Genomic DNA, 25091 nt, shown 5'->3' on the forward strand with positions numbered 1-25091 from the left:
AAACACCGGCGCATGGCCGGTGTTTTTATTTTTAATCCTGCTGCTGCGCCAGCACCGCCAGCTTCTTCTGGTGGTTAAGCTTGAAGTAGTAACCCGCCAGCAACACCACGACCCAGACCAGACCGGCGTACAGTGATACACGGGTGGTCGGGAAGTAGCCAATCAGACCGATGATAAACACCAGGAAGATGATCGCCACCACCGAGGTAAATACGCCACCGCGCAATGGGAAGGCCAGGTTTTTCACCTGCTCTTTGCTCAGGCTGCGACGGAAGGCAATCTGTGAGAACAGGATCATGATCCATACCCACACGGTGGCGAAGGTTGCCAGGGAGGCAATCACCAGGAACACGTTTTCCGGCATGATGTAGTTGAGATACACCGCCAGCAGCAGTGCCAGCATCATCACCACTACCGTGACCCACGGAATACCGCGTTTGGAGACCTTGCTGAACATCTTCGGCGCGTGGCCCTGTTCGGCCATACCGTGCAGCATGCGGCCAACGCCAAATACATCGCTGTTAATCGCGGACAGTGACGCGGTAATCACCACAAAGTTAAGGATACCCGCCGCCACGGTAATGCCCATGTGCTGGAAGGTCAGCACGAACGGACTGCCGCTGGTGCCCACCTGATTCCACGGGTAAATCGACATGATGACGAACAGCGTACCGACGTAGAACACCAGGATGCGCCAGGGTACTGAGTTGATGGCCTTGGGAATCGAGATTTTCGGATCCTTGGCTTCACCGGCGGTGATACCGATAATTTCGATGCCACCGTAGGCAAACATCACCAACTGCAACGACAGGATCATGCCGATAAAGCCGTTACTGAAGAAGCCGCCGTTAGACCACAGGTTATGGATACCGGTCGGCTGACCGCCGTTGCCAATCCCCCAAATGATGATGCCGATACCGGCAGCAATCATGATGATGATGGTGGCCACTTTAAAGAACGAGAACCAGAACTCCAGCTCACCGAACACCTTCACGCTCATCAGGTTGATGGCACCAATCACCAGCACCACGCTCAGTACCCAAATCCAATGCGGTACCTCAGGGAACCAGACGCCCATATAGATACCAAAAGCGGTCACGTCGGCAATGGCGACAATCAGGATCTCAAAACAGTAGGTCCAGCCGGTGATATAGCCGGCCATCGGGCCAAGGTAGTCCTGCGCGTAGCGTGAAAACGAACTGGCCTGCGGGTTGTTGACCGACATCTCGCCCAGCGCACGCATAATGATAAAGGCGACGATGCCGCCAATCAGGTACGCCAGCAAAACGCTTGGACCGGCCATTTTAATCGCGTCCGCCGAGCCATAGAACAGACCGGTGCCGATAGCCGAGCCCAAAGCCATAAAGCGAATGTGACGCGTGCTGAGACCGCGTTTCAGCTTATTGGCCGCGGGAGCGGCGGGTGACTGTTGTTGCATGAAAATAACCCGTGGTTTTTAAACGTAAAAAAGCCACGGACAAGTCCGTGGCCCAAAATTTAGCCGGGGAATCAGGAGTGCGCGGTCACTTCGGAGCGCGTACAAACCCGGTCATAAATCGCGACCAGCACCAGCATCAACAGCGACGGCGGCAACCATGCCAGTCCCTGACTCGCCAATGGCAGGTGATTGGTCCACTCCGGCAAGAAGTGCTGGAAGGTAGACGCTTTCACTGCGTCAAGGATACCAAACAACAGGCTGACTAACATCACCGGCGCAATGATGCGCGGTGCGCTGTTCCACCAACGCAGGGTGAAACTCAGCACCACCAGCACGATGCACGGCGGATAAATCGCGGTCAGCACCGGGATGGAGATCTGGATCAGATGGCTCAAGCCCAGGTTGGAGACCAGCATCGAGAACAGCCCCAGGATGAACACCAGCGTCTTGTAAGAGAACAGCAGGTATTGGGCAAAGAACTCGGCGCAGGCGCAGGTCAGGCCGACCGCAGTTACCATACAGGCGATGAAGATCAGCGCCGCCAGGAAGAAGCTGCCCAGCCCACCGAAGGTATTCTGTACATAAGCATGCAGGATCACCGCGCCGTTGGTTGCATCAGGCACCAACACGCCGCTGCCGGAACCCAGCTTGAACAGGCTCAGGTAAACCAGCGTCAGGCCCACACCGGCGATCAATCCCGCCAGAATGGTATAACGCGTCAGCAATTTGGCATCCTTCACGCCACGGGAACGCGCGGCGTTAACGATGACGATGCCGAATACCAGCGCGCCCAGCGTATCCATAGTCAGATAGCCATTAATGAAACCGGTAGAGAATGGGACGTTCTGATAAATCTCGGTCGCCGGAATTGGCGTACCTGCAGGCCAGGCCAGCGCGGCGATGCCGAGCGCGCCCAGCGCAACAATTTTCAGCGGTGCCAATACGTGGCCCACGGTATCGAGCAGGCGGCCCGGATACAGAGAAATGCCGATCACCAGAGCGAAGTACACCAGACTGTAAATAAACAGTGGCATGGCACCATCACCGGTCAGCGGTGCAATCCCCACTTCGAAGGAGACGGTCGCGGTACGCGGGGTGGCGAACAGCGGGCCGACAGCCAGATAGCAGACGGTCGCCAGCAGCAGACCGGCGCGACGGCCAATCGGCGTGCTCAGGGCGTCAATACCGCCACCGACGCGTGCCAGCGCAATCACGGTCATCACCGGTAGACCGACGGCGGTGATCAGGAAGCCGATAGCTGCGGTCCAGACGTGACCACCGGACTGTAAACCGACCATCGGCGGGAAAATGATATTCCCGGCGCCGACGAATAAGGCAAAGGTCATAAAACCCAATGCGATAATATCTTTTGACGTTAAACGATGACTCATACGATGTCGTGTTGCCTGTTCAAATGAAAAAAAGTGCCCGATGCGTGGTGGCGTTATGCCCCACCCGGTTGCCGGCTTGCCATTTCATCGCGAGACCAATAAGAGCAGAAAACGCATAACGTCCGGCGTTTTGTCCTTATTCGAAAGTGACCACTCATGATGATGGGCAGAGTTTTAAGAGTTATAAATGGAGGTTTAGTCCGACAACGGAGGCTAAGTTAAACGTTTATAGCGTTGAAAGGCAAGGCGCATGACAAAAAGCAGAGTTATAGACCAGATAATCTTTCGGGGCCAGTCGATCGTAGTGGCTATCAATAAATATACAATACATGATTTGTATCATTTTTGAGCGACACATTCACAAAACGTGAATCCTAAGGTGAATGACCGCGCGAAAACGCCAACAAACAGCCAATTTCCGCGCGGTCTGGACGGTTTTTTCGCCGCTACCAAACCTGCCGGGCGATGCTCACCACGCTTTGCAGTTTATTCCACTGCTGTGATTCACTCAGGCTGTTACCCTCTTCGGTCGAAGCAAAACCGCACTGGGTGCTGAGGCAAAGTTGGCGGCGATCGACAAATTGCGCGGCCTCCTCAAGACGCTGTTTCACCTACTCAGGATTTTCCAGCTCGCCGTTTTTGGTGGTGATCAGCCCCAGCACCACCTGCTGTTTACCCGGTTTGATAAAACGTAACGGCTCGAACCCGCCGGAGCGCTCATTGTCGTACTCCAGGAAGAAGGCATCGATATTCACCTGACCAAACAAGATCTTCGCCACCGGCTCATAGCCGCCTTCGGAGATCCAGGTGGAGCGGAAATTACCGCGGCAAACGTGCAAACCAATGGTCAGATCGTCCGGCTTGTCGGCGATCGCCGCATTCAACACATCCGCGTAAATACGCGCCAGACGATCCGGATCCTCTCCGCGCTCGCGGATCTGCCGCCGTTGATCGTCCGAGCACAGATAGGCCCAAACGGTGTCATCCAGTTGCAGGTAGCGGCAGCCGGCGTCATAAAACGCCTTGATCGCATCGCGGTAGGTCTGCGCCAGATCGCCAAAATAGGCGTTCAGATCCGGGTACACCTGGCTGTCGATGGCCTTGCGCCCGCCGCGAAAGTGCAGCACGCTCGGGCTGGGAATGGTCATTTTCGGCACCGCATCACCGGCGGTCGCCTTCAGGAAACGAAAATCGGCCAGCATCGGGTGTTGCGGGTTAAAGCCCAGCTTGCCGACCACCTTGATACTGCGCGCCCGGGTTTGCACACCGTTAAACTGGATCCCCTGCTCCGCGTCATAGCCTACCACACCGTCCAGCCCTTCCAGAAAATCAAAATGCCACCACGCCCGACGAAATTCCCCGTCGGTCACCACCGCCAGGCCGAGATCTTTCTGTTTGGCCACCGCCAGACGGATCTGCTCGTCTTCCACCGCGCGCAGTTGGTCAGCATTAATTTCATCCCGCTGGAACTGTTGGCGAGCGGTTTTCAGCGCCTCAGGGCGCAACAGGCTGCCGACAACGTCAGCGTGAAAAGCGTGGTTGCAATCGCACATATTTATGACTCCCGGTAGCAGGCAAAAGATCGGGCCTTTGCCGCAGTAATTGACAGTTTGAATTATTACGCCAGGTTACAATGGACATCCAGACGTCTAAAACCAATGAGCAGCATGCTGTCATACCGACTGCCGGGCAGCAATAGAAGAAATTTCATCGGTAGTGAGAGAAATTCATGTTGGGCGCGTTGTCGCACCCGGGAGAAGTTTATTTCAGGCCCAATGCCAGGCGGGTTTTCTGCAGGGTAGCTGACGGCAGCGGCAAATAGCCGTCGTGGTTCACCAGGTTTTGTCCGGTATCAGACAGCACGCGATCGAGAAATGCCGCGGTCAGCGGCTCCAACGGCTGGTTGGGGGCTTTGTTGATGTAAATGTACAGATAGCGCGACAACGGGTAACTGCCGTTACGCACGTTAGTATCGTTGGGGATAACATAATTCTCGCCGGACTCTGCCAGGGGCAACAGCCGCACGCCGCTGGCACGAAAACCGATGCTGGCGTAGCCAATACTGTTCAACGAACCGGCCACCGCCTGTACCACCGAGGCCGAGCCGGGCAGCTCATTGACCCGTGGCATAAAATCACCGCCACACAGCGCACGCAGTTTGAAATAACCGTAGGTGCCTGATGCCGAATTGCGACCAAAGCGCTGCAGAGTGCGCTGCTGCCAATCGCCACTTAGCCCCAGTTCCCCCCAGCGCGTCAATGGCCGGTTTTCGCCACAGCGTAGAGTCGCGGAGAAAATCCGGTCAAGCTGCTGCAGGTTAAGACCCCGCAGCGGGTTGTCCTGATGCACCAGTACCACCAGCGCATCCACAGCAACCGGTACTGCCAGCGGTGCATAGCCATAACGGTGCTCGAAAGCCGACACCTCCGCCGCTTTCATCGGGCGGCTCATGGGGCCAAGCTGCGCGGCACCTGCCGCCAATGCGGTAGGTGCGGTCGAGGAACCCGCAGCCTGGATCTGCAAATTAACGTTGGGGTAATGCTGACTGAAGTCCTGCGCCCACAGCGCCATCAGATTGGCCAGCGTATCGGAACCGACGCTCGACAGGTTGCCGGACAGCATGCCATCCGGCTGTGCTAACGCGCCACGGCTCGCCAGCAGCGCCAGGCAAAGCAACAGCCCTCGGATCATTCGGTTCATACCAGCCTCTCCGCGTTAATTTTTCACCGCATTCTCTGACAAAGCTGCGGGAACAATCAACCGGTTAGGCAAGGTAAAGATGAATCGGGTGCCGATGCCCTGCTCACTGAGGATCTCCAGCCGCGCGTCGTGGTGGCTGAGGGCATGCTTGACGATCGCCAGCCCCAACCCACTGCCGCCGGTCTGGCGTGAACGGGCCTTGTCGACGCGATAGAAGCGTTCCGTCAGGCGCGGAATATGTTCGGCAGCAATACCCGGCCCATTATCACTGACCTGGAACTGCGCTCCATTTGGCGTCTGTTGCCAGCTCACCTCAATATTGGTGCCGTTCGGCGTATGATTGACGGCGTTATACACCAGGTTTGATACCGCACTGCGCAGTTGATCATCGTTACCGAAGACCTTGAGCTGCTCGTTTACCCGGAAAGTAATCTCATGGTTGCCCCCGCTCAGCGACTGAGCTTCACGTTGCAGCACCCGTAACATCAGCGGAATATCGACCCGTTCGTTCATTTCGACATTAGGCGCTGCCTCAATCCGCGACAGCGTCAGCAACTGCTTGACCAGCCCGTCCATTCGTCGGGTCTGCTCCTGCATGGTACCCAGCGCCTTGCCGCGCAGCGAGCCATCCAGCTCTTCGTCGCTCATCATCTCCAGATAGCCCTGCAACACCGTCAACGGAGTGCGAAGCTCGTGGCTAACGTTAGCGAAGAAGTTGCGTCGCGCACCTTCCAGTTGGCGCATCTGGGTGACATCACGTGCCACCATCAGCAACTGCCCTTCGGAATAAGGCATCACACGAAATTCGACGTAATGTTCATTGTTCAACTGCAAGGTTAACGGCCGGGAGAACTCCTGCTGTTGCAGATAGTGACTGAATTCCGGGTAACGCAGCAGGTTAAGGATGTGCTGACCATTGTCTTCCGGCCAGCGGAAACCCAGCAGATGCTGCGCCAAACCGTTACACCAGAAGATATTGCCTTCGACGGTGGTCATCACCACCGCATCGGGCAGCGATTCCGCCCCGCTGCGGAAACGTTTGATCAACAGCGCCAGCTCACGACGCCGGCGACGGTTGCGCTGCTGCATCTGGTACAGGCCGTAAAACAGCGGTTCCCAGCTCCAGCGGCCAGGGGGGGGCGTCATGCTGCGGTCGACCCACAGCCAGTGGGAAAGTTTGAGTTGGTTGTAGAAATTCCATACCAGCGCCGCCAGCACGGAGGCCAGCAGCAGCCAGGGCAGATAGCCGAAAATCAGCCCCAGCAGTAAGGCAGGCAGGCAGAAAAGGGCCAGCTCCAGGGCCAGCCTCTTCCAGGATAGACGTTCTAGCACGGCATATTCTCCAGCGCGGCGCGATCAGTAGCGCGTTGAGAATCGGTAGCCGGTGCCCCGAACGGTTTGAACCATTTTGTCATGACCACTGGTCTCTAACGCCTTACGGAGTCGGCGGATATGCACGTCAACGGTGCGGTCTTCCACATAAACGTTAGTGCCCCAGACGTGATTAAGCAACTGTTCGCGGCTATAAACACGCTCAGGATGGGTCATAAAGAAGTGCAGTAATTTGAACTCGGTCGGCCCCATATCCAGCGCCTGCTCGTTGGCCATCACCCGGTGTGAAGAAGGATCCAGGCTCAGCCCTTGCATTTCAATTACTTCTTCCACCGCCATCGGTGAAATACGGCGCATGACCGCCTTGATGCGTGCCACCAGTTCCTTTGGCGAGAAGGGTTTGGTGATGTAATCATCCGCCCCGACTTCCAGACCACGTACCCGGTCTTCTTCTTCACCGCGGGCAGTCAGCATCATCACCGGAATATCTCGGGTCAGTGCTTCACGCTTCATATGTTTGATAAACTGAATGCCGGAACCTCCGGGTAACATCCAGTCGAGCAACACTAAATCAGGGAACGGCTCAGACAGGCGCGTCACTGCGCTGTCATAATCCTCAGCTTCCAACGGTTGGTAACCATTCTGTTCCAACACAAAGCACACCATCTCACGGATCGGCGCTTCGTCTTCCACCACCAGTATGCGTCTTGCCATCGTCAATCCTGCCAATGTGTTAGCGATCACAGTTGATTGCGGTCGCCATTATGCGTCAGTTTTGTGACACTTTTATGAAAAATCCTACCTGTTATAGCCAGTAAGCATAGCGATTATTTCCAACGTCAAAGAAAAATCATTCAGTTGTCATAATGATTGCGTCACGACAGCCACCGCAACGCCCTTTATAATCCCTGCCATTACTCTATCGCCCTGGGAGTGTCATGCGCCTGATCCACACCTCTGACTGGCATCTTGGCCAGTATTTTTTCACCAAAAGCCGCGCCGCCGAACATCAGGCTTTTCTGCGCTGGCTGATCGAGCAGATCGAACAACAGCAGGTGGATGCGCTGATCGTCGCCGGGGATCTGTTCGATACCGGCTCGCCGCCAAGTTATGCCCGCGAGCTGTATAACCGTTTTGTGGTCGAGCTGCAGCGCACCGGCTGCCAGTTGGTGGTGTTGGGCGGCAACCACGACTCCGTGGCAACCTTAAATGAATCGCGTGAATTGCTTTCCTGCCTGAATACCACCGTGATTGCCAACGCACAGAGCGAAACCGAACAGCAAATCCTGGTGCTAAATCAGCGCGACGGCCAGCCGGGCGCGGTGCTGTGCGCCATCCCGTTCCTGCGCCCGCGCGATTTGCTCACCAGCCGCGCCGGGGAATCCGGGGTACAAAAACAGCAGGCGCTGCAAGAGGCCATCGCCGACCATTATCAAACGCTGTATCAGGCGGCCTGTGCACGCCGTGACGCGCTGGGCTTGCCCCTGCCGATTGTTGCCACCGGCCACCTGACCACCGTGGGTGTCACCACCTCCGATTCGGTGCGAGATATCTATATTGGCACGCTGGACGCCTTTCCGGCGCAGGCCTTCCCACCGGCCGATTACATCGCGCTGGGGCATATTCACCGTGCGCAGAACGTCGCAAAATCCGAACATATCCGTTACAGCGGCTCGCCGATCCCCCTCAGTTTTGACGAGTTGGGCAAGGCCAAAAGCGTGTTTATGGTGGATTTCAGCGCGGGTGCCCTGCAACAGGTCAGCGCGCTGGAGATCCCCAGCTTCCAGCCCATGCAGCTTATCAAGGGCGATTTTGCGCAGATCGAGCAACAATTGCGGCAGTTCGCCGATTATCAGGGTGAATTACCGGTGTGGCTGGATATCGAAGTGGCAACGCAGGATTACCTTAGCGACATTCAGCGCCGCATCCAGCTACTGGCCGACCAACTGCCAGTAGAAGTGGTGCTGTTGCGCCGCAGCAAAGAACAACGCCGCCAGGCAATTGAACAGCAGGACAAAGAAACGCTGAACGAACTGAGTGTTAATGAGGTGTTCGAGCGGCGACTGGCGCAGGAGCCTGAAATGGCTGAAGAACGTCGGCAGCGAATGAGCCAAATGTTCCAGCAGGTTGTCGAGGCCGTACAGCATAACGACCAGGAGCCGAGCCAATGAAAATTCTCAGCCTGAGATTAAAGAACCTCAATTCATTGCAGGGCGAATGGAAGATCGACTTCACCGCCGAACCCTTTGCCAGTAATGGGTTGTTCGCCATCACCGGGCCCACCGGCGCGGGCAAAACTACCCTGCTGGATGCCATCTGTCTGGCGTTGTACCACCAAACGCCACGCCTTAACGTTACGCCAAGCCAAAACGAGCTGATGACGCGCCACACCGCCGAATCGCTGGCTGAGGTCGAATTTGAAGTTAAAGGCATCGGCTACCGTGCTTTCTGGAGCCAACGACGCGCCAAAAACGCCCCGGACGGCAATTTGCAGGCACCAAAGGTCGAACTGGCGCTGCGTGAAGACGGCAAGATCCTGGCAGACAAAGTGCGCGACAAGCTGGATATGACTGCCGCGATCACCGGGTTGGATTTCGGCCGCTTTACCAAATCGATGATGCTGTCCCAGGGGCAGTTCGCCGCCTTCCTCAATGCCGACGCCAACGATCGCGCCGAACTGCTGGAAGAGCTGACCGGTACCGAGATCTACGGCCAGCTTTCCGAGCGGGTTTTCGAACAGCATAAGCAGGCCAAGGCCGACCTGGATGCACTGCACCAACGCGCCAGCGGCATTGAACTGCTGAATGACGAACAGCGTCAGCAACTGGAAAATCAGTTGGTTGAGCTGGGGACGCAGGAAAATACCCTTAGCGGACAGACCCGCCAGCAGCAGCAGGCGCTGAACTGGTTACAGCAGTGGCAACAGACGCAGCACAAGCAGCAGGAATACCAACGCCAACTGAACGCGGCACAGCAGGAACAGGCCGCAGCCGAACCGCAACTGCAGCAGTTAGCGCGCAGTGAGCCGGCAGAAAAACTGCGACCGCTGCTTAACGAACGTAACCGCTGCCGCCACGATCAACAGGCGCTGCAACAGCAGATCGCCCAGTTGACGCAGCAGCAGGCGCAACAACTTGCCCAGATGGCGCCGTTGCAGCAGGCGGTAGAACAAGCACGCGCGCAACTGCAGGCGCATGTTGAACACCAGCAAACCCAACAGCGTGTGATCGATGAGCAAGTGGTTCCGCTCGATAACCAGATCGCCCAGTGGCAGAAAACACAGGCCGAACTGCAACAGGCCTGCACTAACGCCATCCAGCAATACGCACTGCAAAAAGCGGAGCTGGAAAAGCTCGAGCTTCAGCGAGTCCAGTTAACCGCACAGGCCGGACAGCATCAGGAAAAGCTTAACGGTCTCACCGCCGCGCTGGCAACGCAGCAACAGCTGCAAAATGCACTGGAAGCCCAGTCCCCGCTGGCGGCGCTGCGTCAGCGTCAGACCGAATTGGCCGAGCTGCGCCCGGTGCGCCATCAGTTATTCGCCCTCTCCTCGCTGTTCAGTCAGGTCAGCGAGCGGCTGGAACAGCAACGTAAAGAATTTGCCGCCCGTCAGACACAGCTCGGCGACCATGAAAAACAGCTCGAAGAGACGCGGCAGCAGTATAAACAACAAAAAGCCCACCAGTTGGACGTGGAGAAAGCCCTCGAGCTGGAACAGCGCATTGTCAGCCTGGAAGCCGAACGTGCCCGCCTGCAAACCGGTGAACCCTGTCCGCTGTGCGGTTCCAGCAGTCATCCGGCCATTGAACAGTATCAGGCGGTAAAACCTTCTGAGACCGCATTGCGCCTGGCCCAAATGCGCGTCACAACCGAGGCTTTGTATACTCAGGGCACCGAGCTGCGCACCCGGTGCGAAAGCCTGAAAGAGCAGCAACAGCGCCAACAGCAACTCATCGCGCAAGACGAGCAACAGCTGGCCGCACACCTGCTGCAGTGGCAAACACTCAGCACACCGCTGGCGTTTGATTTTGCCCTGCAGGATGCCGAACGTCTGAGCCAGTGGCTGAACGCCTGCGACAGTGAAGAACGTCTGGGTCAGGCTGCTCTGCTGCAACACGAGCAGGCGTCGCGCGCCGTGCAACAGGCCAAAGACCAATTGGCCGCACTGCAAACACAACAGCAGCAGGCGCAACAAGACAAAGCACGGCTGGACGAGCGTTTCACCCTGCTGGAGAAAAGCCACACCGAAGCCCTGTTGCAACAGCAGCGTTTGCAGCAGCAGTGGCAGGAAGGTGAACAAGCCCTTGGTGAACAACGTGCACAGCGGCTGGCCCTGTTTGGCGAACAGCAAATCACGCAGGTGCGCGAACAGTTACGCGCCCGCCAGACGGCCTGTGAGCAGGCCAGCCAGCAGGCGGCCGAACAATGGCAGAAAGCCCAGGAGCAACGCGATCGTCTGAGTGGCCAGTTGGCCGTACTACAGCAGCAACTGCGGCAACAGACCGAGCGGTTGCAGCAGGCAGAGCAAGAGTGGCTACAGGCGCTGGCCGCCAGTGAATTCAGCGACGAGGCCGCCTTTAGCGCCGCGCTGTTGGATGACCACCAGCGCCAGCAATTGCAACAGCGTAAAGAGCAGTTGCAACAGCGTCAGGTTGAAGCCAGCGCCCTGCTGGCCCAGGCCACAGACAGCCTGCAGCAGCACCAACAACAGCGCCCCGAAGGGCTGAATGAGAGTCAGGTCGATCCCCACACCCTGAGCCAGTGTCTGGAAGCGCTGGCACAGCAGTTAAAAACCCTGCAGCTACGCCAGGGTGAGGTGCGCAATCAGTTAGAAAGCGATGCCGCACGCCGCATCAATCAGCAGTCGCTGTTTGAACAAATCAGTCAGAGCCAGAGCCAGTACGACGACTGGAGCTATCTCAACCAGCTCATCGGCTCCAAAGAGGGCGATAAATTCCGCAAGTTTGCCCAGGGGCTGACGCTCGATCACCTGGTGTATCTGGCGAATAACCAGCTTGGGCGGCTGCATGGGCGCTACCTGCTGCAACGCAAAACCAGCGACGCGCTGGAGCTGCAGGTGGTGGATACCTGGCAGGCGGATGCGCTGCGCGATACCCGCACCCTGTCCGGCGGTGAAAGCTTCCTGGTGAGCCTGGCGCTGGCATTGGCGCTGTCCGATCTGGTCAGCCACAAGACCAGCATCGACTCGCTGTTCCTCGACGAAGGCTTTGGCACGCTGGATGCAGAAACCCTGGATACCGCGCTGGACGCCCTCGACAGCCTGAACGCCTCCGGGAAAACCATTGGCGTGATCAGCCACGTTGAAGCCATGAAAGAACGCATTCCGGTGCAGATTAAGGTGAAAAAGGTTAACGGCCTCGGCATCAGCCGGCTGGAGCCGCAGTTCCGCCTGGAATAATGCTGCACTGACTAAGAAATGTGACCGCGGCGGCAGTCCGCACTCAAAAGCATTGAGCCACTACGGACAAAGGTTATGATGCGGCTGATAACAGGATTGTTACTGTATACCCGTCGCCTTTCAAGCCGCAGCGTTGTTACCTGCACTCGCTCACCCCAGTTACTTACTCAAGTAAGCGCCTGGGGATGAGCGAGTTGGCCGCCTAGCCGCAGCTTGAAATTCATAGGGTAGAGATATTTAAATACAGGCAAAACCTGACGCACGGGATCGCTCCTGTGCGTCAGGTTTTTTCGTTTTCAGCATGCTGAAACATCCGGGAATAGCCATGAAGATCGAAAAAATACTCAATAATAACGTGGTGATTACGCTGGACGATCGTCAGGAAGAAACGGTCGTCATGGGGAAAGGTATTGGTTTTAAAAAGAAGGCCGGCGATCCGCTGGACGAAAGTCTGATCGAGAAGATCTTCACCCTGAACGGCAGCGAAATGGCCGAGCGCTTTAAAACGCTGCTGTCGGAGATCCCATTGGCCTGTGTGACCACCGCCGACAAGATTATTACCCTTGCCCGCCAGCGTCTGCCGGGCAAGTTGCACAACATCGTCTATATCACGCTGACCGATCATATCCACTTTGCGTTGCAGCGCCACGCGCAAGGGCTGGACATTAAAAACGTGCTGCTGTGGGAAATCAAAAAACTCTACCCGGCGGAGTTTGCCGTCGGGCTGGAAGCGCTGGCGCTGATCGCTCAACGGCTCGGCACCGCCCTGCCGGAAGATGAGGCCGGGTTTATCGCCCTGCACCTGGTCAACGCCCAACTGAATGACGAAATGCACAACACCCTGCACATCACCCGGGTGATGCAGGAGATCCTGAATATCGTCAAATATCACTTCCGTTTTGACTACAACGAAGAAGCCCTGAGCTATCACCGTTTTGTCACCCATCTGAAGTTCTTCGCGCAGCGCCTGCTGGGGAAAAACTACGTCGACAGCGACGACGATTCGCTCTATCAGGTAGTGAAAGAAAAGTACCGCGAGTCCTTCGCCTGCTCAGGCAAGATTAACCAACACATCGAAAAAAATTACCAGCACCAGCTCACCAGCGAAGAAATGATGTTCCTGACTATTCATATCGAACGGGTACGCAGCGAGAGCGAAGTGAAATAGATCTAGCGCCGGGCGTCAAACACCCGGATGCCATACTGCGGGAAAGCGGCATCGGCGGAAATCAGCGTCAGCCCTTCGGCTTGTGCCTGAGCGATCAGCATGCGATCAAAAGGATCCTGATGATGTGGCGGCAATTGGCCCGCCTGCTGACCATGAAAGGCGGCCATCGGCAATGGCAGAAAATCTTCGGCATCAATCACCTCGAAAATGTCCTCCGGCAGGGCCAGCTTGCCCAGCGCCCGCTTAATCGAAATCTCCCAAATGCTGGCCGCGCTGACGTACACCACATTACCCGGATCGGCGATCTGCCTTCTGGCGTTCTCCCCCAGGCTGGCGTCATCTATCAGCCACCACAGCAACGCATGGGTATCCAGCAGCAGGCGTTTCATTCATCGCCCTCAAACAGCGCGGTGATGTCTGCATCGCCATCATTAAAATTGTCCGGCACGGTAAACTTGCCCTTGGCAGCACCGGGCTGGCGGGTTTGCCCCTTGATGGCCATCAGCTGAACATACGGCTTCCCTGCTTTCGCTATAATCACGGTCTCTCCCTGCGCGGCTTTATCCGCCAGTTGGCTCAGGTTGGATTTGGCTTCATGCATATTGGCCTGGATAGGCATACGCGATCTCCTTAGCTAAGTTAGCTAAAGCATAGGGGGGAGTCTAGTTTTTGTACAGCGGATTGATTAAAGCGCGAGTGGGCCCGCGCTTTTTTGCAACAGTTACAGCTGTGGCCACAACCAGGCCGCGCCGCGCACGCCGCTGGAGTCGCCGTGGATGGCCTTGCGGATCGGGGTTTCACATTCGCCGCCGAATACCCAGGATTTCACTAACTGCGGCACCTGCTGATACAGACGATCCACATTGCTCATCCCGCCGCCCAACACCACCACGTCCGGATCAAAAATATTGATCACGTGCGCCAGCGACTTAGCCAACCGCAGCTCATAACGGCTGATGGCTTGCTCTGCCAGCCTGTCCCCTTGCTCCACCAACGTCATGATTTCATGCCCTTTCAGCGGGTTGCCGCTCAAACGGGCATAGTCGGTGGCAAAACCGGTACCGGAGATAAAGGTTTCAATGCAACCCTGCTTCCCACAGTAACAAGGAACCTCAGCGCGAAAACGCAGCTCGTCCTCATCCAACCACGGCAGCGGATTATGCCCCCACTCGCCAGAGATCCCGTTCCCACCCGAGTGTGCCTGGCCGTTGATCGCCACCCCAGCACCACAACCGGTGCCGATAATCACCGCAAATACGGTTTGCTTGCCGGCGGCTGCGCCATCGGTAGCTTCCGACACCGCAAGGCAGTTGGCATCGTTAGCAATACGGACTTCGCGCGCCAGCATCGCTGACAGGTCTTTATCCAGCGGTTGGCCGTTGAGCCACACCGAGTTGGCGTTTTTGACCAGCCCGGTATAGGGCGACAGCGTGCCGGGAATGCCCACGCCGACCGAGCCCTGCTGGCCGGTATTTTCTTCTGCCAGCTTCACCAGACCGGTAATCGCATCCAGCGTTTGCTGATAGTCATGGCGCGGCGTGGCGATGCGATGGCGGAACAGTTCCCGCCCATCGTTGGCCAACGCGATCACTTCAATTTTGGTGCCACCCAGGTCGATACCAATGCGCACGATTTTTCTCCTCAATGCACCACAACGTTGCCACAGCCTAATATATTCAGTTGCCAGGATCACTCAATCAGCGCCGAGTGTGACGGTGATGGCAATTTCCGCATCAGATCCACACCGGCTACCGCTTATTAATTAGCCATCGGGTACACTGCAGTTAGCCAGTTAACTTATTGATAACATTTTCCGCATCATAAAATCCGGAGAGCAGCGATGAAACCTGCCATATTGATCGTCGATGACGACCCCGCTATCTGTGACCTGCTTTGCGACGTGCTCAATGAACACGTATTTACCGTGCATGCCTGCCACCGGGGCAGCGAGGCGCTAACGTTACTCAACCAGCAGCCTGACATTGCGCTGGTGCTGCTTGATCTGATCCTGCCGGACACCAACGGCCTGCTGGTGTTGCAGCAAATCCACCGGCTGCGTCCGGATCTGCCGGTGGTGATGCTGACCGGCCTGGGCTCCGAATCCGATGTGGTGGTCGGTCTGGAGATGGGGGCCGACGACTACATCGCCAAACCCTTTAACCCACGCGTGGTGGTCGCCCGCGCCAAGGCGGTATTACGTCGTACCGGTGCGCTGGCGCTGGAACCGGCCGCCGCCGGTCACAACAAATCCGAAGGCTGGCAGTTTAACGGCTGGTGCCTGGATACAGCCCGCTGCACCTTGCACAACCCGCAGCGACAACCGGTCGATCTGACCCAGGGCGAATACGGCCTGCTGCTGGCGCTGGTGCAACATGCGCGCAAAGTACTGACCCGCGACCGCCTGTTGGAGCTGACCCACAGCGAAACGCTGGAGGTGTTCGATCGCACCATCGACGTACTGATCATGCGGTTACGACGCAAGATCGAGAGCAATCCACATCAGCCCGAATTGATCCGCACCATTCGCGGGCTGGGCTATGTTTTTGCCGCCGACGTCAGCCAACCGGTGGCTGTCGCCTGATATAATCCTGCAGTTCCGGCAAGGATCGTGCGCCATCGATCGCGTTGGCGCACAGTAAATTGAACCGCGCACAGGCATGTGCCAATTGCAACGTCTCTACCAGTGACCAGTCTTCATGGCTGGCGTACAACACACCGGCGCAGAAAGCATCCCCGGCACCGACGCTGCCGACAATTTCGCTTTCACTGACACGCCACGACGGCTGCCAGCGTGCTTCTCCCCCTTGCTCGACGCCGTATGCGCCTTCCGGGCAGTGGATCACCACTCGTCGCCGCACACCGGCCTGCAATAACTGTTCTGCCGCCTCGGCCATCAACTGCGGCTGCACCTCACCATTAGCCGCACGCAATGCCAGCCCGGTAAACTCACCGGCCTCCAGCTCGTTGATCACCAGATAATCCAGCCAGCGCAGGGCCGGTAACACCAACGGGCGATAGCGTGGATCGCCCTGGCGCGATACCAGATCCAATGAAGTCTGGTAACCGCGCTGCTGCATCTGTGCCAGCAGGCGGGCGCTGCGAGTACCGAATTCTTCATCCGGGCGATCCAGGCTGTCGAGCAGCAACAGATAACCCAGATGGAAAATTTTATGCTCGCTGTGCAGCCCGTCAAAATCGACCAGATCCAGACAGCGATTGGCACCCGGAGCATGGAAAAACGTCCGCTGCCCGCCCGGTTCGGTCATCACCTGCGACATGGCGGTCATTGCCGTTTCGCTACGCCGCACCAGGTCGCTGTCGACCCGATGCTGCGCCAGCATCTGCAGAATGTAGTCACCATCCGCATCGCAGCCGATCAACCCGAGCGCCGCCAGCGGCAACCCGGTCTCCATGCGTGCCAATGTCAGCAGCACATTCAGTGGGGCGCCGCCGGTGGCACGTTGGCTGTGTTCAATCTCCACCAACCAGCCCGGCTGCGGCCAGTGCGCTATTTGATGCACATGATCCACCAGCATATTGCCGGCCGAAACAATGCCACGCCGGCTCATCACAACCGTCCGGCGCTGCCGAAAATATGCATCTGCTGCTGCACCACTTCGCTGATCGACTGCTCCACCGCCAGCAGCACTTCGGCAAACTCATCGTAAATCGCGTGGCGCTGCGTGATGCGCTGTTCAACCGCCCCCAGCGCTGCCTGTGACATGCCGGTATAGAAGTTGATTTTGTGAATGCCCAGGCCGATCGCGCGTTTGAAATCGGCATCGCTAATGCCGGACCCGCCATGCAGCACCAGTGGGATACCGGCCTGCTGCTGGATCGCCGCCAGCCGCTCAAAATCAAGCTTCGGCTCGCCTTTGTATTTGCCATGCGCATTGCCAATCGCCACCGCCAGCGCATCAATGCCAGTCAATTCGACAAACTCGCGCGCCCGCTGCGGATCGGTAAATTTGTTGCTGTCCGCCTCGCCGTACAGCGCACCACCTTCGTCACCGCCTACAGCACCCAGCTCCGCCTCCACCGATACGCCGACCGCGTGGCACATGCGTACCACTTCCTGCGTCTGACGTACGTTCTCTTCGTAGCTCAGGCCGGAGCCGTCGAACATCACCGAGCTGAATCCCAGTCGCAGTGCCTGCACCACCGCCTCAAAATGCAGGCCATGATCCAGATTCAACACCACCGGAATATCGTGCTGCGCCACTTCGCTTTTAATCGCCGCCACCAGGGATTCCAGCGAGACGTACTTAAAGTGCACTTCGGCAATATTGATAATGAAGGGCGATCGCGCCGCCTGCGCCGCGGCAAACAAGGCACGCAGAAAGTGGCTGTCGAGCACGTTGAACGCGCCCAGCGCATAGCCGTGTTGACGAGCCTGCGCCAACCCCTGCGCCAGTGAAATCAATGCCATGCTGGTTCTCCTTAAGCGATAAAGCGCAAGTATTCGTGACACAGCAACCACTGCGGCGGCTGGTCTTCTTCAAGCTGGCTAAAACGACTGAGCGGCAGCAGGAAACGGTTGTCGTTGTCGTCATCGTTTACCGTCGACACTTCGCCCACCAATACGTCACCAAACCCCTCCTCGCCCCAGAAGCTGTGATAGATCCCCGGCGTCAGGCAGATGCTTTCTCCCGGTGCCAGCCGCAGGCGCGAACCGGCGGCGTGGGTCTGTCGGCAGCCATCCAGCGTCACGGTCACCGCGCTATCGGCCAGCCCTTCCTGAAGGTCTGCGTTATACAGCTCGACAATCAGGTTGCCGCCACCACGGTTGATAATGTCTTCCCGCTTGCGCCAGTGGAAATGCATCGGCGTCACCTGCGCTTCGCGGCAATGCATGATTTTCTCCGCGTAACCTTTGGCGTAGGGTTGACCACCGGGTGAACCGTTGCGCAGGGTAAATAGCGTTAACCCTTTGCGGGCAAAATCGTTATCGCCAAATGCCGTGACGTCCCAACCCAGTTTCAGGTCAAACACCTCCAGCCACGGCTGGCGATCGAGCTGCTGCCAGACCGCTGGGCTAAAATGGGCAAACGGCGGCAGATGGACGTCGAAGCGGGCAAAAAAATGCTGGGTTTGCTGCAGGATTTGGTTCACGGCGGAACGGTTCATGGTGCCTCCGGAAGCGATAAGGAATGAGGGGCCCGATCGGACAGGCCCCGCCGATAACAGGTTATTTCACCGTCCAGCCTTTGTAGCTGCCGATATTGTTTTTATCGATCATGGTTACCGGGATCAGCACCGGGCCGGTTGGCGCGGGTTTACCCTGCAAAATGTCGTAACCGATCTCGACCGCCTTGGCCGCCATCACCTGAGGATCCTGTGCCGGCGTCGCGACAAACAGCGATTTTCCGCCGCGTTTGAGCGCCTCTTCACCGTCCGGCGATCCATCGACACCAACGATAAAGAATTCGCTGCGCTGCGCCTGCTTGGCGGCCAGATCGGCACCGATCGCCGTAGGATCGTTAATGGCGAACACGCCGTCGATCTTCGGATTGGCCGCCAACAGCGCGGTCATGATCTCCAGCCCACCTTCACGGCTGCCCTTGGCGTTTTGGTTATAAGACAACAGCTTGATCTCCGGGTGTTTCTTCAGCTCGGTCATGCAGCCTTCTACCCGGTTTTGCACGGCAGACACCGGCGGCCCGTTGATGATCACCACGTTGCCTTTCTCTTTCAGACGATCGCTGATGTATTTACAGGCCATCGCCCCGGCCTGGGTGTTGTCCGAGGTGATCGTGGCATCGGCCCCTTCGGCCGCCACGTCAACCGCCACCACCACGATACCGGCATCCTTGGCGCGTTTTACCGCCGGGCCGATGCCCTTGGAGTCCGCGGCGTTCAGGATGATCATATCGACCTTGGCAGCGATAAAGTTGTCGATCTGCGCCACCTGCTGGCCAAGATCGTAACCGCTCGACACCAGCGTCACGTTGACCTTGTCGCCGGCCAACTCACGCGCTTTCATTTCTGCACCCTTGGTGATCTGGACAAAGAACGGGTTGGCCAAATCGCCTACCGTCACCCCAATCGATTTCAACTCTTTTGCCTGCACCAACGAGGCGCTGCCGAGCGCAGCGGTAACCAGTAAAGCAGTAATCAATGGCTTGAAACGCATAGTGTTTTCCTCATTATTTTCTGATCTACGAAAAAACCTGCCCCGGTGGGCGCCAACCAACCTTTCTTTATCACCCAACCTTACCCTATGGATTTCAAGTTGCAGCTAGGCGGCCAGCTAGTTCATCCCCAGGCGCTTACTTGAGTAAGTAACTGGGGTGGGCTAGTGCAGGTAACAACGCTGCGGCTTGAAAGACGACGGGTAAGCTAGTGCTGGTAATTGCGGGTGCGGTACTTGTCTATCAGTACAGCTATGATGATCACCGCCCCCTTGATCACCAATTGCCAGAAGTATGAGACGCCCATCAGCGTCATGCCGTTGTTCAGGGTGGCGATAATCAGCGCCCCCACCAGCGTGCCGGTAATGGTGCCAATGCCACCGACAAAGCTGGTGCCGCCGAGGATCACCGCAGCGATCGCGTCCAGCTCATAGCCCATGCCAAGGTTGCCGTTGGCGCTGTACAACCGTGAGGCACTCATTATCCCCCCCAGCCCTGACAGCAAGCCGCTCATGCCGTAGACGAACAGCAACACCGCACCGACCTTGATCCCGGTCAGGCGTGCCGCCTGGATATTACCGCCCACCGCGTAGATATGGACGCCCAGCGTGGTGCGGCGCAGGATGAACCAGCACAGTGCGATCACCGCGAAAGCGATAATCACCAGCCAGGGGATCGGCCCCAGATAAGAGTTGCCGATCCATTCAAAATTGATATCGGAATTGATAATGGTGGTGCCGTCGGCCAGCAAATAAGCCGCGCCGCGCAGGGCGGTATAGGTCCCCAGCGTGACAATAAACGGCGGCAGACCGGCGTAAGCCACCAGAAAACCGTTAAACAGGCCCATGCCCAAACCGGCCAGCAGCGCCAGTGGGATCGACAGCCCGGCCAGGCCCGGCATCAGTGAGACCGCCATCGCCACCACCGCGGTGGTACCCAGCATCGACCCCACCGAGAGATCGATACCGCCGGTCAGGATGATGAAGGTCATGCCCGCCGCCAATACGATGTTAATCGACGCCTGCCGGGCAATATTCAGCAGGTTGGCGTCGGTAAAGAAATTGGGCGCGACAAAGCCGAAAACCGCGACGATCAGGATCAAGATCGGCAAGATCCCGACGGTTTGCATCATATCGCCCAAAAATGCCCGTTTCAGCGTCGGATTTTTTGCGGCCGGTGGCAGCGGGTTTGAAGTCATGACAGGCTCCTTGAGCGTAGGGATAGAATTATTCATGGCTGGCCGCCTCCAGGACAGGTTCGACGCCGGTGGCCAGCGTCATAATACTTTCCTGACTGATCTCACCGCCGCCCAGCTCCCCGGCAATGCTGCCTTCGTGCATCACGTAGACCCGGTCACTCATGCCGACCACCTCGGGCAGTTCACTGGATATCATCAGGATCGCCACTCCCTGCTGCGCCATCTGGCTCATAATGCGGTAAATTTCGCTTTTGGCGCCGACGTCAACGCCGCGTGTCGGTTCATCGAGGATCAGAATGCGCGGGCCGATCGCCACCCAGCGTGAAATCAGCAGCTTTTGCTGGTTGCCGCCGGACAGCCCACCGGCCCGTACCTGAGCATGCGGCACGCGGATGTTCAGCAGGCCGATGGCATCGCTGGAAATACGCTGTGCCTTGCGGCGATTAAGCAGGCCATAGCGCCCGTCGCGCTCCAGCGTCGCCATAACGATATTTTCATGCGCCGCCAGATCGAGGAACAAGCCCTGCTCTTTGCGGTTTTCGGTGAGAAAACCGATGCCCAGCGCAATGGCGTCGCGCGGTGAATGGATATTGGCCGGTTTGCCGTCAATTTCTACCCTGCCGCCGCTCGGCTTGCGCACGCCGAAAATCAACTGTGCCAGTTCGGAACGGCCCGCGCCCACCAGCCCGGCAAGGCCAACGATCTCTCCGGCACGGACCTGCAGGCTGACCGGTTTCACTTTCTTGCCGTCGGTCAGCCCGTGTAGCGTCAGGCGCGGTTCACCCACGGCAATGCCCTGTTCCTTGTTGAACAAATCGCTCAGTGGACGGCCCACCATCATGCGCACCAATTCGCTGGCAGACAGTTTGTCGCGCATCAGGCTGCCGACGTACTGGCCGTCGCGCAGCACGCTAACGCGATCCGACAGCTCGTACACTTCCGCCATGCGGTGGCTGATGTAAATGATCGCCATTCCCTCATCGCGCAGACGTTTGATCAACTCAAACAGCCGATGCGTCTCACGCGAAGAGAGTGCCGCCGTCGGTTCGTCCATCACCAGAATGCGGCTGTTGCGGTGCAGCGCGCGGGCGATTTCCACCTGCTGCTGTTCGGCGATGGTTAATTTCATCACCCGATCGCCGGCGCTGAACTGGGCGCCCAAACGGTCGATCACCTTCTGTGCTTCCAGCAACATCTGCTGGCGCTTCACCAGACCGCCGCGCTGGATCTCGCTGCCCAGAAAAATGTTTTCCGCCACCGTCAGATTCGGCGCCAGATTCATTTCCTGATAAATCAGCGTGATACCTGCTGCCAGGGCATCTTTTGGCCCCTTAATGGCAAACGGCTGCCCATCGATAAAAATTTCCCCGCTGCTGGCGATATAAGCGCCGGCCAATATTTTCATTAACGTGCTTTTACCCGCGCCGTTTTCACCCATCAGCGCGTGGATCTCACCGCTATAAACCGTCAGGTTGACGCCCTCCAGTGCATAGAACTGACCAAAACTCTTGGCGATGTTGTGCATTTCCAGAATCGGGGTTGCGCTCATCGTCATACCTCAGGTTGCGGTTCGGATTGAGTGCAGTTAACCACGCATAAATAAATGCAAAATGTCAGCGGCCGTTCATCTTTGTCATATTGTTAATGGAACGAGGATTTATACTGCGAACAGTCAGTTACGGGGGATACGATGCGCAGACTGCCTTTCCTTGCCGGCGCACGTGGGCGCCTGCTGATGTTCAACCTGCTGGTGGTGGCGGTGACGCTGATGGTCAGCGGCGTGGCGATCGTCGGTTTTAACCATGCGGGCAAGCTGCAGGAACAGGTGCAGGCGCAGACGCTGAAAGAGATGAACGGCAGCATGGCGCTGAGCCGGGATACCTCGAACGTGGCGACCGCCGCCATTCGGCTTTCACAGGTGGTGGGCGCGCTGGAGTACCAGAGCGAATCGGCACGATTGAAACAGACCCAGTTGGCGCTGCAGGCCTCGCTCAGCCGACTGGCGGACGCTCCGCTGGCACACAGCGAGCCGGAACTGGTCCAGCGCATCATCAGCCGCAGCAACGCGCTGGAAACCAGCGTGACCCGCATGCTGGATCTCGGCCATGCGCGGCATCTGCAACGCAATATCCTGCTCAGTGGGTTGTATCAGTCGCAGAGCACGCTGCGGCATATTGCCAGCCTCAATCAGCGTAATAACCTGGACCAGCCTTCGCTGCCGCTGCTGAGCCAGATCGACCGGCTGCTGGCGATCGCCATTCAAACCCCAACGCCCAAGGCCGCCGCCCAACAGCTCGACAGCGTGATGGCCTACTGGCCGCAGCGCAGCCCGGATGCCCTGGTAGACGAGAAAATGCGGCAGTTTCGCGACAGTGAGCAGCGCCTGCTGCCCGAAACGTTGGAGCTGGAGCAAAGCGATCTGGCGCTGGCCTATTACACCTACCACATCAAAGCCCTGGTGGCGATGCTCAACGACGACATCAACCTTTACGTGCAGAAGGTGGCGGACGAGTCGGAGCTGCGCACCCACCAAACGCATCGTGAGCTCAGCTCCATCAGTTGGTTTATCGGCCTGTTCGCACTGTTGGCGCTGGTGATTACCGGCTTCGCCGGGCTGTATATCTACCGCAATCTCGGTTCGAACCTGACGGCAATCGCCGGTGCCATGACGCGGCTGGCGCGTGGCGAACGTGATGTCAGCGTACCGGCGTTGCAACGGCGTGACGAACTGGGCGAATTGGCGCGGGCATTCAACGTCTTTGCGCGCAACACTGCCTCACTGGAACAGACCTCCCGCCTGCTGAAAGAGAAAAGCACCCAGCTGGAAACCACCTTTCTGGCGATGCGCGACGGCTTTGCGCTGTTTGATAACGACGGCCAGTTGGTAGTGTGGAACCCGCAGTATCCGTTGTTGCTGGGACTCAACGAACACCAGTTACACCGTGGTCAGCACTACCGTGAGTTGCTGCAACACGTGACGCCACCGGCGGGCCAGCGTTGGGAAGCGGTACTGGCTAACCTGTCCAGCGAACTGCCGCAGCCACAGGAGTTGCGCCTGAGCGATGGCCGCACCGTCGAACTGCGTTTTAGCCCGGTACCCAATCGCGGCGTAGTCAACGTGGTGCTGGAACGCACCGAGCGCAAAGCGCTGGAAGAGGCGCTGCTGCACAGCCAAAAAATGAAGGCGGTCGGCCAGCTCACCGGCGGGCTGGCCCATGATTTTAACAACCTGCTGGCGGTGATCATCGGCAGCCTGGAACTGACCACCCAACAGACTCAGGATGCGCAAACCGAGCAGCGCATCGCCCGCGCGCTGAAGGCCGCCGAACGCGGTGCACAACTCACCCAACGGTTACTGGCCTTCTCGCGTAAACAGGCGCTACATCCGCAGGCCATCACGCTGCAGTCACTGGTGGAGAATCTGCAGGAGCTGCTACGCCATTCTCTGCCGACCACGCTGTCGCTGACCATTGAGTCTCAGCGGCTCGGCTGGCCGGCGTGGGTCGATGCCAATCAGTTGGAAAACGCACTGATCAACCTGGTGGTCAACGCCCGGGATGCCATGGAAGGCCGTAGCGGCGTGGTGAAGATCCGCATCTACAACCAGCGGGTACAACGCAGCGGCGGCAAAAAGCAGGACATGGTGGCGCTGGAGGTGATCGACACCGGCTGCGGTATGTCGGAAGAGGTGAAGGCACAGGTGTTCGAGCCCTTCTTCACCACCAAGCCCGTCGGCAGTGGCAGCGGACTGGGGCTGTCGATGGTGTACGGCTTTGTCCGCCAGTCCGGCGGTCGGGTGCAGATTGAAACCGCACCGGGCGAAGGTACGCTGGTGCGACTGCAACTGCCGCGAGCACCGACACCGGCCGTCACGCAAGCGCCAACCCTGCTGCCAGAGGAAAACGACGGCACCGACAATCTGGTGCTGGTGCTGGAAGATGAAAACGACGTGCGTCATACACTGTGCGAGCACCTGCACCAGCTCGGCTACCTGACGCTGGACTGCGCGGACAGCCATGAAGCGCTGGCTCTGCTGCGCCAGACGCCGGATATTGGAGTATTGATCAGCGATCTGATGTTGCCGGGTGAACTGGATGGCGTGCAGGTGATTGGCCTGGCGCGAGAGATTAATCCGCATATCACCGCGCTGCTGATCAGCGGTCAGGATATACGCCGCCACCACGAAGACACACTGCCCAATGTGGAACTGCTGCGCAAGCCTTTCAGCCAGCGGCAACTGGCGCTTGCACTGCAACGGGCACGCCATTCAAACGCGGCCGGCGACGCAATTAGGAGGGAATGAGGCGATTTTTC

Annotated in this window: 19 protein-coding genes and 1 pseudogene; 5 read left to right on the forward strand and 15 right to left on the reverse strand. The window is 57.8% G+C overall.

Annotated elements, in window-relative coordinates; translation table 11 throughout:
- Positions 1-31: 31 nt before the first annotated feature.
- From proY to phoB, 6 genes and pseudogenes are all read right to left on the reverse strand, one after another.
- A complete protein-coding gene (gene proY, locus OC597_RS14170; RefSeq protein ID WP_262209186.1) occupies positions 32-1438 on the reverse strand; it encodes a proline-specific permease ProY in 1407 nt (468 codons plus the stop codon).
- A gap of 71 nt (positions 1439-1509) precedes the next feature.
- The gene (gene brnQ, locus OC597_RS14175) at positions 1510-2829 is read right to left on the reverse strand and encodes a branched-chain amino acid transport system II carrier protein (RefSeq protein WP_262209187.1); all 1320 of its coding nucleotides are present in this window, start codon (positions 2827-2829) and stop codon (positions 1510-1512) included.
- A gap of 446 nt (positions 2830-3275) precedes the next feature.
- Positions 3276-4382, reverse strand: a pseudogene (locus OC597_RS14180) (cobalamin-independent methionine synthase II family protein).
- Positions 4383-4590: 208 nt separating this feature from the next.
- Complete coding sequence (locus OC597_RS14185) at positions 4591-5529, reverse strand: PstS family phosphate ABC transporter substrate-binding protein (protein WP_261251674.1); 939 nt, start codon at positions 5527-5529, stop codon at positions 4591-4593.
- 15 nt (positions 5530-5544) lie between these two features.
- A complete protein-coding gene (gene phoR / locus OC597_RS14190) occupies positions 5545-6861 on the reverse strand; it encodes a phosphate regulon sensor histidine kinase PhoR (RefSeq protein ID WP_085115417.1) in 1317 nt (438 codons plus the stop codon).
- A gap of 24 nt (positions 6862-6885) precedes the next feature.
- On the reverse strand, positions 6886-7575 hold the full coding sequence (gene phoB, locus OC597_RS14195; protein WP_020825449.1) for a phosphate response regulator transcription factor PhoB: 690 nt from the start codon (positions 7573-7575) through the stop codon (positions 6886-6888).
- A gap of 224 nt (positions 7576-7799) precedes the next feature.
- Between phoB and sbcD the strand changes: the two genes are divergently transcribed.
- The 3 genes from sbcD (at position 7800) to licT (ending at position 13448) form a co-directional block, all read left to right on the forward strand.
- Positions 7800-9032 carry an exonuclease subunit SbcD gene (sbcD, locus tag OC597_RS14200; protein WP_262209191.1) on the forward strand — a complete coding sequence of 411 codons (1233 nt, stop codon included), beginning with the start codon at positions 7800-7802 and terminating at the stop codon, positions 9030-9032.
- Positions 9029-12280, forward strand: a complete 3252-nt coding sequence (gene sbcC, locus OC597_RS14205) for an exonuclease subunit SbcC (protein WP_262209193.1) — start codon at positions 9029-9031, stop codon at positions 12278-12280. The genes sbcD and sbcC overlap by 4 nt, the downstream gene beginning before the upstream one ends.
- Positions 12281-12605: 325 nt before the next feature.
- Positions 12606-13448: a BglG family transcription antiterminator LicT gene (gene licT / locus OC597_RS14210; RefSeq protein ID WP_099062319.1), complete on the forward strand. Its 843-nt coding sequence runs from the start codon at positions 12606-12608 to the stop codon at positions 13446-13448.
- 2 nt (positions 13449-13450) lie between these two features.
- On the opposite strand, the gene OC597_RS14215 is transcribed toward licT, so the two are convergent.
- From OC597_RS14215 to mak, 3 genes are all read right to left on the reverse strand, one after another.
- Positions 13451-13837 (reverse strand): type II toxin-antitoxin system VapC family toxin, encoded by a 387-nt coding sequence (locus tag OC597_RS14215; RefSeq protein WP_085115413.1) that lies wholly within the window; start codon positions 13835-13837, stop codon positions 13451-13453.
- Positions 13834-14067 carry a type II toxin-antitoxin system Phd/YefM family antitoxin gene (locus OC597_RS14220; RefSeq protein WP_085115412.1) on the reverse strand — a complete coding sequence of 78 codons (234 nt, stop codon included), beginning with the start codon at positions 14065-14067 and terminating at the stop codon, positions 13834-13836. Before OC597_RS14220 ends, OC597_RS14215 begins: the two co-directional genes overlap by 4 nt.
- Positions 14068-14169: 102 nt before the next feature.
- Positions 14170-15078: a fructokinase gene (gene mak / locus OC597_RS14225; RefSeq protein WP_261462994.1), complete on the reverse strand. Its 909-nt coding sequence runs from the start codon at positions 15076-15078 to the stop codon at positions 14170-14172.
- 210 nt (positions 15079-15288) lie between these two features.
- On the opposite strand from mak, the gene OC597_RS14230 reads away from it, so the two are divergent.
- Positions 15289-16029 carry a response regulator gene (locus tag OC597_RS14230; RefSeq protein WP_262209197.1) on the forward strand — a complete coding sequence of 247 codons (741 nt, stop codon included), beginning with the start codon at positions 15289-15291 and terminating at the stop codon, positions 16027-16029.
- Here the strand turns inward: OC597_RS14230 and OC597_RS14235 are convergent.
- The 6 genes from OC597_RS14235 to OC597_RS14260 form a co-directional block, all read right to left on the reverse strand.
- Positions 16004-17017, reverse strand: a complete 1014-nt coding sequence (locus OC597_RS14235; protein WP_261462993.1) for a carbohydrate kinase family protein — start codon at positions 17015-17017, stop codon at positions 16004-16006. The two genes, OC597_RS14230 and OC597_RS14235, sit on opposite strands and share 26 nt — an antisense overlap.
- Positions 17017-17877, reverse strand: coding sequence for a ketose 1,6-bisphosphate aldolase (locus OC597_RS14240; protein WP_012005474.1), 861 nt, complete (start codon positions 17875-17877; stop codon positions 17017-17019). The genes OC597_RS14235 and OC597_RS14240 overlap by 1 nt, the downstream gene beginning before the upstream one ends.
- Positions 17878-17888: 11 nt before the next feature.
- Entirely contained in the window at positions 17889-18575 is a 687-nt protein-coding gene (locus OC597_RS14245; protein WP_261251669.1) for a D-lyxose/D-mannose isomerase, read from the reverse strand.
- A gap of 61 nt (positions 18576-18636) precedes the next feature.
- Positions 18637-19581 carry an ABC transporter substrate-binding protein gene (locus OC597_RS14250; protein ID WP_085115406.1) on the reverse strand — a complete coding sequence of 315 codons (945 nt, stop codon included), beginning with the start codon at positions 19579-19581 and terminating at the stop codon, positions 18637-18639.
- Between the two features lie 206 nt (positions 19582-19787).
- Complete coding sequence (locus OC597_RS14255) at positions 19788-20777, reverse strand: ABC transporter permease subunit (protein WP_261251668.1); 990 nt, start codon at positions 20775-20777, stop codon at positions 19788-19790.
- Positions 20778-20805: 28 nt separating this feature from the next.
- On the reverse strand, positions 20806-22326 hold the full coding sequence (locus OC597_RS14260) for a sugar ABC transporter ATP-binding protein (RefSeq protein ID WP_262209201.1): 1521 nt from the start codon (positions 22324-22326) through the stop codon (positions 20806-20808).
- Between the two features lie 141 nt (positions 22327-22467).
- Between OC597_RS14260 and OC597_RS14265 the strand changes: the two genes are divergently transcribed.
- A complete protein-coding gene (locus OC597_RS14265; protein WP_262209203.1) occupies positions 22468-25080 on the forward strand; it encodes an ATP-binding protein in 2613 nt (870 codons plus the stop codon).
- Positions 25081-25091 lie beyond the last annotated feature (11 nt).

The organism is Serratia proteamaculans, from assembly GCF_946227095.1.
Classification (GTDB): domain Bacteria; phylum Pseudomonadota; class Gammaproteobacteria; order Enterobacterales; family Enterobacteriaceae; genus Serratia; species Serratia proteamaculans_E.